17 protein-coding genes are annotated in these 16,433 nt (G+C 71.0%); 16 read left to right on the forward strand and 1 reads right to left on the reverse strand.

All coding sequences use genetic code 11. The features are described from left to right. Window positions 1-23 precede the first annotated feature (23 nt). From ACZ61C_RS26510 to ACZ61C_RS26575, 14 genes are all read left to right on the forward strand, one after another. Complete coding sequence (locus ACZ61C_RS26510; RefSeq protein ID WP_465310519.1) at window positions 24-1,214, forward strand: ROK family protein; 1,191 nt, start codon at window positions 24-26, stop codon at window positions 1,212-1,214. 19 nt (window positions 1,215-1,233) lie between these two features. Further along, a complete protein-coding gene (locus tag ACZ61C_RS26515; protein WP_465310735.1) occupies window positions 1,234-2,502 on the forward strand; it encodes an ABC transporter substrate-binding protein in 1,269 nt (422 codons plus the stop codon). After that, complete coding sequence (locus ACZ61C_RS26520; protein WP_465310520.1) at window positions 2,499-3,455, forward strand: carbohydrate ABC transporter permease; 957 nt, start codon at window positions 2,499-2,501, stop codon at window positions 3,453-3,455. Before ACZ61C_RS26515 ends, ACZ61C_RS26520 begins: the two co-directional genes overlap by 4 nt. Then, window positions 3,455-4,294, forward strand: coding sequence for a carbohydrate ABC transporter permease (locus ACZ61C_RS26525; protein WP_465310521.1), 840 nt, complete (start codon window positions 3,455-3,457; stop codon window positions 4,292-4,294). The genes ACZ61C_RS26520 and ACZ61C_RS26525 overlap by 1 nt, the downstream gene beginning before the upstream one ends. Before the next feature lie 30 nt (window positions 4,295-4,324). Beyond that, complete coding sequence (locus tag ACZ61C_RS26530; protein ID WP_465310522.1) at window positions 4,325-5,641, forward strand: glycoside hydrolase family 27 protein; 1,317 nt, start codon at window positions 4,325-4,327, stop codon at window positions 5,639-5,641. A 166-nt stretch (window positions 5,642-5,807) separates the two neighbouring features. Next, window positions 5,808-6,617, forward strand: a complete 810-nt coding sequence (locus ACZ61C_RS26535) for a CoA transferase subunit A (protein WP_465310523.1) — start codon at window positions 5,808-5,810, stop codon at window positions 6,615-6,617. Between the two features lie 502 nt (window positions 6,618-7,119). Then, window positions 7,120-7,872 carry a CoA-transferase subunit beta gene (locus tag ACZ61C_RS26540; protein WP_465310524.1) on the forward strand — a complete coding sequence of 251 codons (753 nt, stop codon included), beginning with the start codon at window positions 7,120-7,122 and terminating at the stop codon, window positions 7,870-7,872. After that, window positions 7,869-9,050: a thiolase family protein gene (locus tag ACZ61C_RS26545; protein WP_465310525.1), complete on the forward strand. Its 1,182-nt coding sequence runs from the start codon at window positions 7,869-7,871 to the stop codon at window positions 9,048-9,050. Before ACZ61C_RS26540 ends, ACZ61C_RS26545 begins: the two co-directional genes overlap by 4 nt. A 10-nt stretch (window positions 9,051-9,060) precedes the next feature. Beyond that, window positions 9,061-9,798 carry a protocatechuate 3,4-dioxygenase subunit beta gene (gene pcaH, locus ACZ61C_RS26550; protein WP_465310526.1) on the forward strand — a complete coding sequence of 246 codons (738 nt, stop codon included), beginning with the start codon at window positions 9,061-9,063 and terminating at the stop codon, window positions 9,796-9,798. Then, complete coding sequence (pcaG, locus tag ACZ61C_RS26555) at window positions 9,798-10,352, forward strand: protocatechuate 3,4-dioxygenase subunit alpha (RefSeq protein WP_465310527.1); 555 nt, start codon at window positions 9,798-9,800, stop codon at window positions 10,350-10,352. The genes pcaH and pcaG overlap by 1 nt, the downstream gene beginning before the upstream one ends. A gap of 23 nt (window positions 10,353-10,375) precedes the next feature. Continuing rightward, window positions 10,376-11,152 carry a 3-oxoadipate enol-lactonase gene (gene pcaD / locus ACZ61C_RS26560; RefSeq protein ID WP_465310528.1) on the forward strand — a complete coding sequence of 259 codons (777 nt, stop codon included), beginning with the start codon at window positions 10,376-10,378 and terminating at the stop codon, window positions 11,150-11,152. Then, window positions 11,149-11,553, forward strand: coding sequence for a 4-carboxymuconolactone decarboxylase (gene pcaC, locus ACZ61C_RS26565; protein WP_465310529.1), 405 nt, complete (start codon window positions 11,149-11,151; stop codon window positions 11,551-11,553). Before pcaD ends, pcaC begins: the two co-directional genes overlap by 4 nt. 10 nt (window positions 11,554-11,563) lie before the next feature. Continuing rightward, the gene (locus ACZ61C_RS26570; protein ID WP_465310530.1) at window positions 11,564-12,394 is read left to right on the forward strand and encodes an IclR family transcriptional regulator domain-containing protein; all 831 of its coding nucleotides are present in this window, start codon (window positions 11,564-11,566) and stop codon (window positions 12,392-12,394) included. Window positions 12,395-12,481: 87 nt separating this feature from the next. Then, on the forward strand, window positions 12,482-13,099 hold the full coding sequence (locus tag ACZ61C_RS26575) for a nucleotidyltransferase family protein (RefSeq protein ID WP_465310531.1): 618 nt from the start codon (window positions 12,482-12,484) through the stop codon (window positions 13,097-13,099). Window positions 13,100-13,166: 67 nt separating this feature from the next. Here the strand turns inward: ACZ61C_RS26575 and ACZ61C_RS26580 are convergent, their stop codons facing one another. Then, window positions 13,167-13,391 (reverse strand): hypothetical protein, encoded by a 225-nt coding sequence (locus tag ACZ61C_RS26580; protein WP_465310532.1) that lies wholly within the window; start codon window positions 13,389-13,391, stop codon window positions 13,167-13,169. A 62-nt stretch (window positions 13,392-13,453) separates the two neighbouring features. On the opposite strand from ACZ61C_RS26580, the gene ACZ61C_RS26585 reads away from it, so the two are divergent. Next, the gene (locus tag ACZ61C_RS26585) at window positions 13,454-14,323 is read left to right on the forward strand and encodes an AAA family ATPase (protein ID WP_465310533.1); all 870 of its coding nucleotides are present in this window, start codon (window positions 13,454-13,456) and stop codon (window positions 14,321-14,323) included. 66 nt (window positions 14,324-14,389) lie between these two features. Continuing rightward, window positions 14,390-16,153 carry a hypothetical protein gene (locus ACZ61C_RS26590; protein ID WP_465310534.1) on the forward strand — a complete coding sequence of 588 codons (1,764 nt, stop codon included), beginning with the start codon at window positions 14,390-14,392 and terminating at the stop codon, window positions 16,151-16,153. The last annotated feature ends 280 nt before the right edge of the window (window positions 16,154-16,433 follow it).

A 16,433-nucleotide genomic window follows, 5' to 3' on the forward strand; every position in this document is an offset into this window, starting at 1 on the left:
TAATCCTGCCTACCCTTCCGGCCATGCCTCGCAGTGCACCGGCAAGGGCGCCGATCACCAGTCCCGCGGCAGCGACCGTCTTCACCACGGTCCTGACCGAGGGGCCGGTCTCCCGCGTCGACGTCGCCCGCCGCACCGGGCTCTCCTCGGCCGCGGTCACCAAGGCGGCCCGGCCGTTCATCGACGCCGGTTACCTCGAGGAGCTCGCCTCCGAAGGCCGGACCACCCCCGGCGCCGGCCGTCCCGCGAACCCCCTGGCCATCCGCCCGGACCGCGAGTACTTCGTCGGTGTCAAGATCACCGGCGACGACCTGATCGGCGTGGTCACCGACCTGCGCGCCGACGTCCGCGCCAGCGCCCACCACCCGCTGACCGGCCACGACGTCGACCACGTCGTCCGCGCGCTGGCCGACCTCGTCGGCGAGCTGCTGGCCGGTCCGACCCCGGACGGCACCAGCAATCTCCGGGAACGCGCCTACTGCCTCGGCGTCGCGGTGTCCGGTGACGTCGACCGCGCGTCCGGCGTCGTCCGGTATTCGCCGTTCCTCGGCTGGCGGGACGTCCCGCTGGCATCCCTGCTGGAAGACGCCACCGGGCTCACCGCGACGCTCGAGAACGACGTCAAGGCCCTCGCCGTCGCCGAGCAGTGGTTCGGCGAGGGGGTCGGCGCGTCATCGTTCGCGCTGGTCACGGTGGGTACGGGCATCGGCAGCGCACTCGTCGTCAACGGCGACCTGGTCCGCGGCGCGCACGGTGTCGCGGGCGAGATCGGGCACGTCCCGGTCGCCGACGACGGCCCGGCCTGCCACTGCGGCGGCCGGGGTTGTGTCGAGGCGATCGCGTCCACCGAAGCGATCCTCACGCGGGCCAGGACGGTCTCCGGCGAACCCGCGCTGACCATGGAAGACGCGGTGCTGCGCGCCCGTGGCGGCGACGAACCGCTGCGCGGGGTCTTCGCCGGGGCGGGGCACGCGATCGGGCTCGGCCTGGCCGCGCTGGTCAACCTGTTCGGCCCGGAGCGGGTGGTCGTCTCCGGGGAAGGCGTCGCCACCTACGACCTGTTCGAAGACCAGATCCGCCGGACCTTCGCGGTCCAGGCGTTCGGCAGCGCCGCCCGCTGCGGCCTGGTGATCCGGCCGCTGCCGTTCGAGGAGTGGGCGCGGGGCGCGGCCGCCGTCGCCATCCAAAGTCTTTTTGTCGCCGAGAGCGTCTAAGGAGTCCGTTGTGAGCCCCATGAACCGCCGAAGCTTCCTGGTCGGGTCCGTCCTCTTCGCCGGTGGCGCCGCACTCGCGGGCTGCACGAGCGATCCGCTGAACAAGAACGCGGGCGCCGCTTCCGTCGCGAAGGTCACGTTGCAGCAGTGGTACCACGCGTACGGCGAATCCGGGACGCAGCAAGCGGTCCAGCGGTACGCGCAGGAGTTCACCAAGGCCAACCCGGACATCGCGATCAACGTCAGCTGGATCGCCGGCGACTACGAGACCAAGCTCAACTCGGCGATGCTCACCGCGCAGGCACCCGACCTGTTCGAGCTGGGCGACTTCCGGTACCAGAACGTCAAGAACGGCCTGCTCGCGCCGCTCGACGACGTCATCGCGCCGGCCAAGGCGGACTTCAGCCCGGCCGCGCTGGACACCGTGACGGTGGACAACAAGATCTACGGCGTCAAGATGATCGACGACGTCATGATGCTGTACTACCGCAAGAGCGCGCTGCAGGCCGCGGGTGTGCAGCCGCCGCAGACGTTCGCCGAGCTGCTCGACGCCACGAAGAGGCTGAACACCGGCAAGCAGAAGGGCCTGTACGTCGGCACCGACGGCGTCGGCGAGGCCGCGACGCTGCTGCTCTGGTCGTCCGGCGCGGACTTCTTCGACAGCAGCGGCAAGAAGGTCGCGTTCTCCTCGCCCGAGGCCGTCGCCGCGATCGCCGGGCTCAAGCAGCTGCACGACACCGGCGGCCTGCTCCAGGGGTACCCGACCGACTGGTCCGACCCCGGCGCGTTCGCCAACAACGCGACCGCGATGCAGTGGGGCGGCCTGTGGTCGCTGCCGGACATCAAGAAGGCGCTGGGTGACGACTTCGGCGTGGTCCCGTGGCCGAAGTTCGGCGACGCGGGCAAGCAGGTCGCGCGCGTCGGCGGCTGGTACCAGCTGGCCAACGCGAAGTCCGCTCACCTGGATGCTGTGAAGCAGTTCATCGACTGGCTGTGGATCAAGAACGCCGACCTGCAGAAGGACTGGTGTGTCAAGTACGGCTTCCACATCCCGGCCCGCAAGCCGGTCGCCGCGCAGACCACCGAGTTCTCCAGCGGCGCGGCCAAGGACGCCGTGACGATCTCGCAGCAGAACGGCAAGTCGTACTCGGGGCTGTGGAACAAGGCGTCGGCGACGCTGTTCCTGCAGGCCGCGACGAGGATCGCGAACGGGCAGGCCGACCCGGCCGCCGAGCTCGGCGACGCGGCGAAGAAGGCCCAGGCCGAAGTCGACAAGCAGCTGGCATGACGGCCTTGATGGAGGCGCCGGCAGTCCCCGCGTCGGCGGCGAAGAAGCGTCGCCGACGCCGGGACTGGCGCGCGATCGGCGCGTTCGCGGTCCTGACCGGGCCGGTGGTGCTCGGGCTGGGGCTGTTCAAGTACGTCGCGATCGCGTGGAGCTTCCTGCTCAGCTTCAACGACGCGCGCGGCACGATCAGCCTCGGGAACTGGATCGGCTTCGACAACTACGCGTTCCTGCTCGGCGACGACGCCTTCCTGACGTCGCTGTCGACGATCGCGGTGTTCACCGTGTTCATCGTGCCGATCACCTTCGTCGCTTCGCTCGGCCTCGCGGTGCTGATCAACAGCATCAAGCGGGGCAAGGCGTTCTTCCGGACGGTGTTCCTCATCCCGGCCGCGGTGTCCTACGTCGTCGCGGCGCTGGTGTGGAAGATGGCGCTGTTCAACGGCCTGCCCTCCGGCGTCGCGAACGTGCTCGGAGGGCTGTTCGGCGCCGAGCCGGTGCCGTGGCTGTCGGAGACGAGCCCGCCGGTGTACTGGGTCGCGGTCGTGACGCTGCGGCTGTGGCTGCAGGTCGGGCTGTACATGATCCTGTTCCTCGCCGGGCTGAAGGCGATCTCGCCGTCGCTGTACGAGGCAGGCGAGCTGGACGGCACGACCAAGTGGCAGGCGTTCCGGTACATCACGCTGCCGCAGCTGCGGAACACGTCGGTCGCGGTGCTGCTGCTGATCCTCATCGCCGCGTTCCAGGCGTTCGACGAGTTCTACAACCTGTTCGGCACCGGGCTTTCCGGCACCGCGACCGCGCCGGTGAAGCCGCCGCTCGTCTACCTGTACGACTCCGCGCTCGGCGACCAGAACTACGGCGTCGGCTCGGCGGGGGCGTTCCTGCTGACCGTGCTCATCGTGGTGATCACCCTGCTGCAGGGCCGGTTCGTCGGCTTCGGGAAGAAGGACTGATGGCCGTCCTCGCCGCCCCCCGCGTCCGGAAGGCGCCGAAGTACGTCCTGGCCACGGTGCTGTCGGTGATCTTCCTGCTGCCGTTCTACATCATGCTGCGCAACGCGCTCATGACACGCCAGCAGGTCAGCTCGCCGGACTGGTCGTGGCTGCCGGACCCGCTGTCGTGGGTGAACTTCGGCGAGCTGTTCGCCGACGCGTCGGTGCCGATGGCCCACTCGCTCTGGAACTCGTTCCTGGTCGCGGTCGTGACCGCGCCGGTCGGCACGCTGTTCGGGTCGATGGCGGGGTACGCGCTGGCCCGGATCACCGTCCCGGGACGCCGCGCGGTGTTCACGTACGTGCTGGTCACGCTGATGATCCCGCAGTCGGTGACGTTCGTGCCGACGTTCGTCGTCGTCGGCTCGATGGGCGGGGTCAACACGGAGTGGGGGATCATCGCGCCGAACCTCTTCAGCGCGTTCACCGTGATCCTCTTCCGCAACTTCTACCTGCGGTTCCCCGCCGAGATCGAGGAGGCCGGGCGGCTCGACGGCCTCGGCTACCTCGGCGTCTACCGGCGGCTGGTGCTGCCCAACTCGGGGAGCATGCTCGCGTCGCTCGGCGCGCTGATGTTCATCGAAAGCTGGAACGCGTTCCTGTGGCCGCTGGTGATCGGGCAGGACCCGTCGTCGTGGACCGCGCAGATCGCGCTTTCGACGTTCCTGACCGCGCAGTCGGTCAACCTGCCGGCGCTGTTCGCCGGTGCTCTGGTCACCATCGCGCCGCTGGTCGCGATGTTCCTGGTCGCCCAGCGGTTCATCGTCAGCGGGATCGCCGCGAGCGGGCTCAAGGAGTAGGTCCCCCTTCCCCCACCGAGGAGTGTCCCGATGAAGCGCGTCCTTTCCGTGTTTCTCGCTGTGCTCGGTTTTCTGTCCTTCCTGGTGCCCGCCGCCGACGCGCGGACGCCGTTCGTCAAGCCGTTCATGGGCTGGAGCAGCTGGAGCCTCGAGTCGTCGACCCGCGCGGGTTACGGCACTTCGTGGCTGAACGAGTCGCACGTCCGCGACGCGGCCGACGCGCTGGCGTCGAAGCTCAAGTCCGCTGGGTACGCCTACGTCAACATCGATTCGGGCTGGAACGCGGACCTGTCGTGGGTGTTCCACACCGACGTCAACGGCATCCCGGCGCCGGACCCGGGGCGGTTCCCGTCCGGGATTCCCGCGTTGGCTTCTTACGTGCATTCGCTCGGGCTGAAGCTGGGCCTGTATTCGGTGACGGGCCTCGAGAAGGAGGTCTACGACAAGAACGCGCCGATCCTCGGGACGTCGTGCCACGCGCAGGACATCGTGTACCGGCCGCTGACGCCGTCCAACGGCTGGGGCGGCAACTGGAAGGTCGACTTCTCGAAGCCGTGCGCGCAGAAGTACTACGACTCGATCGTGGCGCGGTTCGCGTCCTGGGGCGTCGACTTCGTCAAGGTCGACGGCACAACCGCGGACAACGTCGCCGACATCGCCGCCTGGTCGAAGGCCATCGACCACTCACGACGGCCGATGTGGCTGACGGCGAGCGCGTGGCCGGTGCCGCGGGCCGCCGGGCCCGCTCTCGCGCCCTACGCGAACGGCGTCCGCGTGAACACCGACGTCGAGTGTTACTGCGACACGGTGTCCACCTGGGACAGCTCGGTGAAGGCGCGGTGGGCGGACCTGCCCGGGTGGCAGGGGGTGTTCGGGCCGCGGTTCCGGCCGGACCTCGACTCGATGCCGATCAGCAACAACACCGGCAGCGGCATCCAGGACGGCATCTCCGACGTCGAGCGGCAGAGCGTGATGACGTTCTGGTCGATGGCCTCGTCGCCGCTGTACGTCGGGGGCGACATCTACTTCCTGGACGCGTCCGCGGTGTCGATCCTGACGAACCCCGAGGTCATCCGGGTCGACCAGGCCGGGTCGTACGCGAGCCAGGTGACCGGCGGGAACCTCCAGGTGTGGAAGAAGCGCGCCCCGGACGGCCGCTGGTACGCGGCGGTCTACAACCTGGGTCCGGCGCCCGCGGACATCACGGTGGACTTCTCGGCGTTGGGTGTCCGGGGCGCGCAGCCGGTGCGTGACCTGGTCGCACGGGCGGACCTCGGCCGGTCCCGGGGCTCCTGGACCGCTTCCGCCGTGCCCGCGCACGGCTCGCGGCTGGTCCGCATCGGCTGATCTTCCGGTCTCGAAGGGGACTTTCTTCGCGCGAACGGCGAAGAAAGTCCCCTTCGTCGTGCGTGCGTCATCCATTGGGCGGAAGACACCTGGTCCCCGCCCCGGCGACCGTGCTATGTTCGCTGGCAGAACGAGTGTGCGTGATGCGAACAGTGGGGAGCGTGTGATGGCGGAGCTGCTGTCGCTGGAGGAGGCCGTGGCCCGGCTGGTGCGTGACGGGGACACCGTCGCGCTCGAGGGCTTCACGCACCTCATCCCGGTCGCGGCGGGGCAGGAGATCATCCGGCAGCGGCGCCGGGATCTCACCTTGGTGCGGATGACGCCGGACATCGTGTACGACCAGCTGATCGGCGCGGGCTGCGCCCGCAAGCTGATCTTCTCGTGGGGCGGCAACCCCGGCGTCGGCTCGTTGCACCGGTTCCGCGACGCGGTCCAGCACGACTGGCCGGTGCCGCTGGAGATCGAGGAACACAGCCACGCGGGCATGGCGAACCGCTACGTGGCGGGCGCGTCCGGCCTGCCGTTCGCGGTGCTGCGCGGCTACACGGGCACGGACCTGCCGGCCCAGACGGAGACGATCAAGCCGATCACGTGCCCCTTCACCGGCGAGCGCCTGACGGCGGTCCCGGCCCTGAACCCGGACGTCACGATCGTCCACGCCCAACGCGCCGACCGCGAGGGCAACGTCCAGATGTGGGGCATCACGGGAGTCCAGAAGGAAGCGGTCCTGGCGGCCAAGCGTTCGATCATCACGGTCGAGGAGATCGTCGACGAGCTGGAGCCCCGCCCAGGCGCGGTGATCCTCCCGTCGTGGGTGGTATCAGCGGTGGCCGAGGTCCCGGGCGGCGCAAAGCCGTCGTACGCAGCGGGTTACTACGAGCGCGACAACGCGGCGTACCAGGCCTGGGACGAGATCGGCCGCGACCGCGAGGAGTTCACGAAGTGGCTGAGCGACCTGACGGGCGTGACGGCATGACCCAAGCCACCCAAGAACCCGGCTCCCCCCAAGGGCCGGTGGCCGCTGCCTCCTTCCCCGAGCCAGCGACCACCGGCCGGAGCACCCCCACCCCGGCCCGCATGGTTGCGGCCTCCGACCGTCGTGAGGCCTCGTCCGGCTTCACTTTGCGTCGGGCACGCCTGGTCCCCACCCGCGCTTCCGGGCGACCGGCCATCGCGCCCTCCCCCGAGGTGGCGCCCGCGCGCCCGACCCGCGCTGTCGCGGTCTCCAACCTCCGCGAGGCCACGCCCGGCTCCGCCTCACGCCTGGCAGCCCTCACCCCCGCCCGACCGGCCACCGCCTCTCGCCCCGAGGCGGTGCCCGCCGACTCGATCCGAATCGCTGCGGCCGGCAACAGCCGCAAAGCCTCGCCCGGCCCCGCCTCACCCCCGGCAGCCCCAGCCCTCACCCGGCCGGCGGCCCCCATCACCCCAAACCCCCACAGCACCGGCAAACCCCGCCACACCGCGGAGGCGAAGGCATGACCACCGACTACACGGCCGACGAGATGATGAGCGTCGCAGCGGCCCGCGCCCTCGGCGACGGCATGTCCTGCTTCGTCGGCATCGGCCTCCCGAGCAAGGCGGCCAACCTCGCCCGCCGCGCGCACGCCCCCAACCTCACGCTGATCTACGAGTCCGGCTGCCTGGGCGCGAAGCCGTCCCGCCTCCCGCTGTCCATCGGCGACGGCGAGCTGGCCGACACCGCCGACGCCGTGGTCAGCGTCCCCGAGGTGTTCAACTACTGGCTCCAGCCCGGCCGCATCGACGTCGGCTTCCTCGGCGCCGCCCAGCTGGACAAGTTCGGCAACATCAACACAACCGTGATCGGCTCGGACTACCACGACCCGAAGGTCCGCCTCCCCGGCGCGGGCGGCGCCCCCGAGATCGCGGCCTCCTGTGGTGAGGTCTTCATCGTCCTGCGCCAGAGCCCCCGCGCGTTCGTCGAAAAGGTCGACTTCGTGACGTCCTTCGGCCACGGAACGGGCAAGGGCGACCGCGAGAAGCTCGGCCTCCCCGGCCAAGGCCCGACGCTGGTCGTCACCGACCTCGGCCTGATGCGCCCCGACCCGGAGACCGCCGAGCTGACGCTGACCGAGCTCCACCCCGGCGTGGAGCTCGACCAGGCGATCAAGGCGACGGGGTGGAAACTGAAGGTGGCGGACGACCTCAAGACCACCCCGGCCCCCACCGACCAGGAGCTGACCCTGCTCCGAGACCTGGAGAAGGCATGACCGACGTTTACGTCCTCGACGCGATCCGCACCCCCTTCGGCCGCTACGGCGGCGCCCTCGCCGGCGTCCGCCCGGACGACCTGGCCGCGGGTGTCCTCAAAGCCCTCCAGCGGCGGCACGACCTCGATCCGTCCACAGTGGACGAGGTCACCCTCGGTGACGCGAACGGCGCCGGTGAGGACAACCGCAACGTCGCCCGCATGGCCGCCCTCCTCGCCGGCTGGCCCACCAGCGTCCCGGGCAACACCGTCAACCGCCTCTGCGGCTCCGGCCTCGACGCGGTGATGCAGGCCAGCCGCGCCATCCAGGTCGGCGACGCCTCGCTCGTCGTCGCCGGCGGGGTCGAGTCGATGACCCGCTCACCGCTGGTCATGCCGAAGCCGGAGAAGGCCTTCCCGGCCGGCAACCAGACCCTGTACAACACCGCGCTCGGCTGGCGCATGGTCAACCCGGCGATGCCGTCGCAGTGGACCGTCTCCCTCGGCGAGTCCACCGAGCAGCTCGCCGAGCGCTACGGCATCGGCCGTGACGAGCAGGACGCCTTCGCCGCGCGCAGCCACGTCAACGCGGCCAAGGCCTGGGACGAAGGCTTCTACGACGACATGGTCGTCCCCGTCGAGGGAGTCGAGCTGGCCCGCGACGAAGGCATCCGGCCCGACTCCAGTCCCGAAAAGCTGGCCAAGCTGAAGCCCGCCTTCCGCAAGGAGAACGGCACCGTCACCGCGGGCAACGCCTCCCCGCTGAACGACGGCGCCTCGGCCCTGCTCCTCGGCGACGAGGCCACCGCCGGCCGGCTCAACGCCACCCCGCTCGCCCGGATCGCCGGGCGCGGCGCCGCGGGTGTCGACCCGGACGTCTTCGGCATCGGACCGGTGCGCGCCGCGGAGATCGCGCTGGAGCGCGCAGGCATCGGCTGGGACGACCTGGCCGCCGTCGAGCTCAACGAAGCCTTCGCCGCCCAGTCACTGGCGTGCCTGCGCGACTGGAAGGACCTCGACACGGAGATCGTCAACACCCACGGCGGCGCGATCGCGATCGGCCACCCGCTCGGCGCGTCCGGCGGCCGGATCCTCGGCACGCTGGCGCACGACCTGCACCGCCGCGGCGGGGGCTGGGGACTCGCCGCCATCTGCATCGGCGTCGGCCAGGGCCTGGCCGTCGTCCTCGAAGGCCGCTGAGGGAGGCGCCGTGGCTACCCCGACCGAACTGAGGCTGCCCCGCTACGGGGAAGACCCCGAAGGCACCCACCCGCCCCTGGACTTCAGCGGCTACCGCTCCACGGCGTTGCGGCACCCGACGCAGGAGCTGGTGCTCCTCCCGCAGATGCTCACCGAGGTCACCGGCCCGCTGCTCGGCCCCGGCCGTCTCGGCGAGCTCGACAACGACCTCACCCGGCAGCACGCGGGGGAGCCGCAGGGCCAGCGGATCATCGTCACCGGCCGGCTGCTCGACGGCGACGGCCGCCCGGTGCGCGACTCGCTCGTCGAGATCTGGCAGGCGAACGCGGGCGGCCGCTACCGGCACACCGGCGACCGCTGGCCGTCCCCGCTCGACCCGAACTTCGACGGCCTCGGGCGCACGCTGACCGACAGCTACGGCCGCTACACCTTCACCACCATCAAGCCCGGCGCGTACCCGTGGAAGAACCACGACAACGCCTGGCGCCCCGCGCACATCCACTTCTCGGTGTTCGGCTCGGCGTTCACCCAGCGGCTGGTCACCCAGATGTACTTCCCGGACGACCCGCTGTTCTCCCAGGACCCGATCTTCAACTCCATCCCGGACGAGAAGGCCCGGCAGCGGATGGTCTCGCGTTACGACCACGGGATCACGCAGTCCGAATGGGCGCTGGGGTTCGAGTTCGACATCGTCCTGCGCGGGCGCGAGGCGTCGGTGTTCGAAGAGGAAGAGGAGGACGACGACTGATGCCCAAGCTGCTGCCCACCCCTTCGCAGACCGTCGGCCCGTACCTGTCGATCGGCCTGCCCTGGCCCGACGGCCCGTACGTCGTGCCCGAGGGCACCCCCGGCGCGTTCTGGATCCGCGGCATCGTGCGCGACGGCAACGGCGACCCGATCCCGGACGCCATGATCGAGACCTGGCAGGCCGACCCGGACGGCGGCTTCCGCCACCCGGACGACCCGCGCGGCGAGGCGTCCGGCGAGTTCCGCGGCTTCGGCCGCTGCCCGACGACCACCGACGGCACGTACGGGATCCTCACGCTGCTGCCGGGCGCGCTGCCCGGCGGGGGCGGCACCAGGCAGGCCCGGCACATCGACGTGTCGGTGTTCGCGCGCGGCCTGCTCAACCGGGTCGTCACGCGGATCTACTTCGAAGACCAGGACAACTCCGAAGACCCGGTGCTGGCGACCGTCCCGGCGGAGCGCCGAGCCACGCTGATCGCGGCGAAGACCGACGACGGTTACCGCTTCGACGTGCGGCTCCAGGGTGACGGTGAAACCGTGTTCTTCCGGGTATGACAAGCGCGAACGGAGGCGAGGGCGTGGCTGCCGTGCAGGTGCACCGGGTTGTCGAAGGGCCCGAAGACGGGCCGGTGGTGGTCCTGGGCGGGTCGCTCGGCAGCGACGTCCGGATGTGGGAGCCGCAGGTGGTCCCGCTGCTGGAGCGGGGTTTCCGGGTGGTGCGGTACGACACCCGCGGGCACGGCGCCTCGCCGGTGCCGCCGGCGCCCTACGACCTCGAAGACCTGGGCGCCGACGTCCTGGCGATGCTCGACGAGCTCGAGGTCACGCAGGCACACCTCGTGGGCCTGTCGCTCGGCGCGATGACGGGGATGTGGCTCGGCGTCCACGCGCCGGACCGGGTCGCGAGCTTGGTGCTCTGCTGCACATCGGCGAAGCTCGGTCCGCCGCAGATGTGGGTCGACCGGGCCCGCACGGTCCGCGAGAACGGCACCGGCGCGGTGGCCGCGGCCGGCGTCGGCCGCTGGCTGACCCCGGGCTACGCCGAGCGGCACCCGGACCGCGCCGCGTACCTGCGCTCGATGATCACCGCCGTCCCGCCCGAGGGCTACGCGGCCTGCTGCGGCGCGATCGAGCGGATGGACCTGCTCGACGTGCTGCCGAAGATCACCGCGCCCACCCTGGTCATCGCGGGGGCCGACGACCCGGTCACCCCGCCGGAGGGCCACGCCGACCTGATCGCGGCGGGCATCCCGGGCGCGCGGCTGGAGGTCGTCCCGGACGCCGCGCACCTGGGCAACTACGAGCGGCCCGAAGAGTTCACCAGGCTAATCCTCGGGCATCTGGAGACGCTGTGAGCGAAGACCGGCACGAACAGGGCATGAAGGTCCGGCGCGAGGTGCTCGGCGACGAGCACGTCGACCGCGCTGTCGCGGGCACCACGGACTTCAGCCGCCCGTTCCAGGACTACATCACCGAAGGCGCGTGGGGTTCGGTGTGGTCCCGCGACGGCCTGGACCGGCGCACGCGCAGCTGCGTCACACTGGCGGCGCTGACCGCGCTGCAGGCGCACAACGAGCTGGCGATGCACGTCCGCGCGGCGGTCCGCAACGGCCTCACGGCGGCGGAGATCGGCGAGGTCCTCCTGCACACGGCGGTCTACGCGGGCGCGCCGGCGGCGAACGCGGCGTTCGCCATCGCGCAGCGCACCCTGGCCGAGCTCGGCGAGCCGACCGCCCTGCCGGCCGACGCCGGATAGGGTGCCGGGAATGGACACGGGGAGGCGCATCGAAGCCGAGCTGAACAGCGAGCCGGCGCACCGAGGCGCCCACCACGTGCAGTCGCTGGAGCGCGGTCTGGCCGTGATCAAGGCGTTCCACGCGGGCGCGGCAGAGCTGACCCTGAGCGACGTAGCCCGCGCAACGGGCCTCACCCGAGCGGCGGCGCGCCGCTTCCTGCTGACGCTGGCGGATCTGGGGTACGTCCGCACGGACGGCAAGTACTTCTCGCTCACGGCAAGGGTGCTGGAGCTGGGGTACGCGTACTTGTCGAGCATGACGCTGCCCGAGGTGGCGCAGCCGCACCTGGAGCACCTGTCCGCGGACGTCCACGAGTCGAGCTCGGTCTCGGTCCTGGAGGGAACGGACATCGTCTACGTGGCGCGCGTGGCGGTCTCCCGAATCATGACGGTGAGCATCAACGTGGGCACCCGCTTCCCGGCGTACGCGACATCGATGGGTCACGTGCTGCTGGCCGGGCTGAGCAAGGCAGAGCTGGAGGCGTACCTGGTGGTGGCAAGGCTCGACCGCCTGACCGACCGCACGGTCACGTCCCCGGACGGCCTCCGAACGGAACTGGCAACAGTGACCGGCCAGGGCTGGGCCATGGTCGACCAGGAGCTGGAGGAAGGTCTCCGTTCGGTGGCAGCCCCGATCCACGACCGCAAGGGCCGGGTAGTGGCGGCGGTGAACTTGTCCACGCACGCCAGCCGCACAACGGCGGACTCGGTAAGGGAGGACCTGGTCCCACCCCTGCTGGAGACGGCCCGTGCGATCGAGGCAGACCTGGCCGTAGGCGCCCCGAGCCGAGCCCATGGCTGAGCCGGCGAGGGGCGAAGCCCCGCACCCCGCCTCAGTGCGATTCCGGCGAGCGGAGCCCGCACTCTCCCCGGCGGCGCAGGTGCGCCCATGACTCGGCCCACTCGTCGCCCAGTCGCCGGTCTCCTCCTGGCCGCCGGAGCCGGCCGTCGCTTCGGTGGTCCCAAGGCGCTCGCCGAACTCGACGGTGAACCGCTCGTGCTCCGAGCCCTCCGAACCCTCACCGCCGCAGGCTGCGACCCGATCCGGGTCGTCCTCGGCGCGGCCGCCGACGAAGTCCGGGCACTCCTGCCCGACCCCGCCCAAGCAGTGGAAGCCGAGGACTGGGCGAGCGGCATGGGCGCCTCCCTCAAAACAGGCCTGGCCGCCCTCACCGAAACCGACGGCCCGGAAGCGGCCCTGGTCCACTTGGTCGACCTGCCCTGGGTCGGCCCGGAGATCCTGACCCGGGTCGCCGCCGACGCGACCACCAAAACCGTCGCCCGAGCGGCCTACGAGGGCGTACCCGGCCACCCGGTGCTGCTCGGCCGCCACTGGTGGCAGGAGATCGCCGAATCCGCCCAAGGCGACCGCGGCGCCCGCGACTGGCTGGCCGCCCGCACCGACCTCACCCTCATCGAGTGCGCCGACCTGGGCAGCGGCCGCGACGTCGACCGCCGCGCCGACCTCCCGGCCTCAACACCACCCACCCCGCCACCGACCACCTGACTACCGGCTCCGTCGCCGCCCACCTCGGCCGCTCACCACCGGCCGCTCCATCACCGGCCGCCGCGCCTCAGCCACCAGGCTCAGCCAACTGGCCACGGACAGTTCGCCGCCGAGCGCCGTCGCGCAGGGTGCTCACCGCCGCCGGCCGTCGCGCCTCAGCCACTGCGCCGTCGGCCAGCTGGCCGACGGTCAGCCCGGCGCCGGCCGCCCGCGTGCCGAGCGGGGCCCGGCCACCGCGCCGCCCGCCACCGGGCCGCCAGCCGCCCACCTCACCACCTCCCACCTTCACCACCCGCCCCAACTCCCTCAACCACACCCCGGCAACGACCGCACCCTCCGCCTACGATCGACTCCGTGACCGACTCGCCTGAAGAACTCGCCGCTGCCCTCGACGCGACCGGCTATCTCGCCGATGACGGGCTTGCGACCGCCGGGTTCCTCGCTCTGCGGATGGGGCGTCCGCTCTTCTGCGAAGGCGAACCCGGCACCGGCAAGACCTCGCTCGCCCTGGCGCTCGCCACCGCTCTCGACCGGCCGCTCATCCGGCTCCAGTGCCACGAGGGCATCGACGCCGCCCAAGCGCTCTACGAATGGGACTTCCCTCGGCAGCTGCTGCACCTGCGGGCCCTCGAGGCAGCCAACGACGGTGTCGTCGACGTCGAGGCCGCCGAACGGTCGCTCTACACCGAGCGGTTCCTGCTGGCCCGGCCGCTGCTGCAGGCCCTCATCACCACGCCGTGCGTGCTGCTCGTCGACGAGATCGACCGGGCCGACGACGAGTTCGAGGCCTTCCTGCTGCAGCTGCTCGACGAGCACGCCGTCACCATCCCCGAGTACGGCGAGGTCCGCGCCGAAGTGCCGCCGCTGGTGGTGTTGACCTCCAACCGGACCCGCGAGGTGCACGACGCGCTCAAGCGCCGCTGTCTCTACCACTGGCTGGAACACCCGGACCTGGTTCGGGAGGTCACGATCCTGCGCCGTAGGATCCCGCGAATAGGTGAACTCCTTGCTCGGCAGGTGGCTGAAGCGGTGCAACGGCTCCGCCAAATGGACCTGCTGAAGCCACCGGGAGTAGCGGAGTCACTCGATTGGGCGAAGGCCCTGATGGCTCTACAGCGAGACGAGCTGGACGCGGCATCGGCGGCGCGGACGCTCGGCGCGGTGCTGAAGTACAGCGAAGACCTCGACCGGGTCCGGGCGAAACTCGACGCCTTGTTCGCGTGAGCGTGACGTGAGCGCGCGTGACCGGCCGGTCCGGGGAACCACCGAAGGCGGGGGAGGACCTGCGGAATGAGCGTGGCGGAAACGACCGAGGCCAGGCCACTGGCCGAGCCGGCCCCGGATGAGGGCCGACCGGCTCCGGTGGCGACCCGGCCGGGGTGGCGCGGCAAGCTCGCCGCCGTGGCCGCGGTCCTCGGGGGCACCGCGCTGATCGCCGTACACGCCTCGCTCTACGGCAACTGGCTGATCGACGACGCGGCCATCACCTTCGCCTACTCGCGCAACGTCGCCGACGGCTTCGGCCCGGTGCTGCAGCCCGGCGCCTCGCCGGTCGAGGGGTACTCCAACCCCACCTGGATGATCCTGCTGGCGCTGGGCAAGCTGGTCGGCCTGTTCGACCACGGCACGCTGTTCGGCATCTCCGACCAGATCCTCTTCCCGAAAGCGCTTGCCCTCGCCTGCTGCCTCGGCGTGCTCGTCTTCTTCTACTTCGGCGCGAAGACGCTCAGCCGCCGCCCGGCGCTGATCACCTTCCTCGCCGGCGCCACGCTCGCCGCGATCCCGTCGTTCGTGATCTGGTGCTTCTCCGGGCTGGAGAACTCGTTCTACGCGCTGACCGTCGCCGCGCTCGCCGTCGTGACCCTGCGGGCGGTGCAGAGCGGCCGGCTGCTGAGCTACCAGGTCGCCGCCGGCACCGGCCTGATCGCCATGCTGGCCGCGCTGACCCGGCCGGACGGGATCATCTACGCCGGCGCGTACCCGATCACCGTCCTGCTGTTCCTCAAGCGGGACGTGCTCGGCCGCAGCGTCCGCGCCGTGCTCACCTCCGTCGCCGGGTTCGCCGTGCCGTACGGCGCTTACGTCGTCTTCCGCTGGTTCGAGTTCGGCCGGCTGGTGCCCAACACCGCCGTCGCGAAGGGGCAGGAGCCGCCGACTCTCGACGACCTCGCCGCGCCCGGGCAGATCGTCGACTACGTGGGCTGGCTGGTCGTCGCGGTCGCCGTCGCGTGCCTGGTGCTGCTGCTGGTCCGCCCGTCGGGGCTGCGCACGGGGCTGATCGCGCTGCTCGTGCCGTTCGGGCTCACCGTCGTCGCGTTCGTCGTGCTCGAGTACGACTGGATGGGGCAGCTGCGGTTCGCCACCCCGGTGTGGACGCTCGGCGCGTTCGGCGGCGCGGTGGTCGTCGTCGAGGCGCTCGCCGCGACCCGGCTCCGCGGCCGGATCGTGCTGGCCTGCCTGCTCGTGGTCGGGCTGGTCAGCTCGCTGAACGGGCTCTACCAGCAGGGCACGCAGTACCGCGCCAACGTCAAGACCGCGATGTGCATCGTCGCCGAGCGGGACGCGCGGACCATCAACGGTTTCGCGGACATCCTGAAGCTGCCCGACACCGCGCAGGTCGGGCTCATCGACCTCGGCGGCACGTCGCTGGGCAGCCGCATCCGCGTGCTCGACCTGGCCGGGCTCGGGGACAAGCCGATCGCCGACTACCTGCACGAAGCCGACATGGCCGGCCTGCGCGACTACGTGTTCACCCAGGCCAAGCCGGAGCTGATCACGTTCATCGGCTCGTGGATCACGACGCTGCAGTTCGACCAGGACCCGCGCTTCACCAGCGACTACGAAACGATCTTCGTGAACCAGCCGACCGGCGACCAGACCGTCGACTCGCGCAACTGGGTCAGTTTCCACGTCCGCCGCGACCACGCCGACGCCGCGAAACTCGCGGAACTGCAGGCTTACGCGCAGAAAACGCTGCCGCCGGTGCTGGAGCTCAACAAAACGGCGGGCCTGCGCGGCTGCGCGCCGATCACCCCCGGCATCAAGGCCTCCTGAACCACGACCGCACACCGCCCCGGTAGTCCACAAAGGACTGTCGGGGCGGCGTGCGTTAAATGCGTTGCCGCGCCGCGCCCGGTCCGGCATTCTTCTTTCACCACCGAACAGCCGGACCGAAAGGAGGAGATCGTGACCGAACGCCGGAAGTGCCGTGGCACGATCTCCCGTGCCCTTCGCTGAATTCTTTCCGAAGGCTCTTCGCGCCCACCCCTCGCTACCTCGGGTCGGTCGCCGCGAAGAGCGCGGTCTGCGCCTGCCCGGGGAGGGGCGTGTGCGC

Source organism: Amycolatopsis sp. NPDC104587, assembly GCF_055583645.1.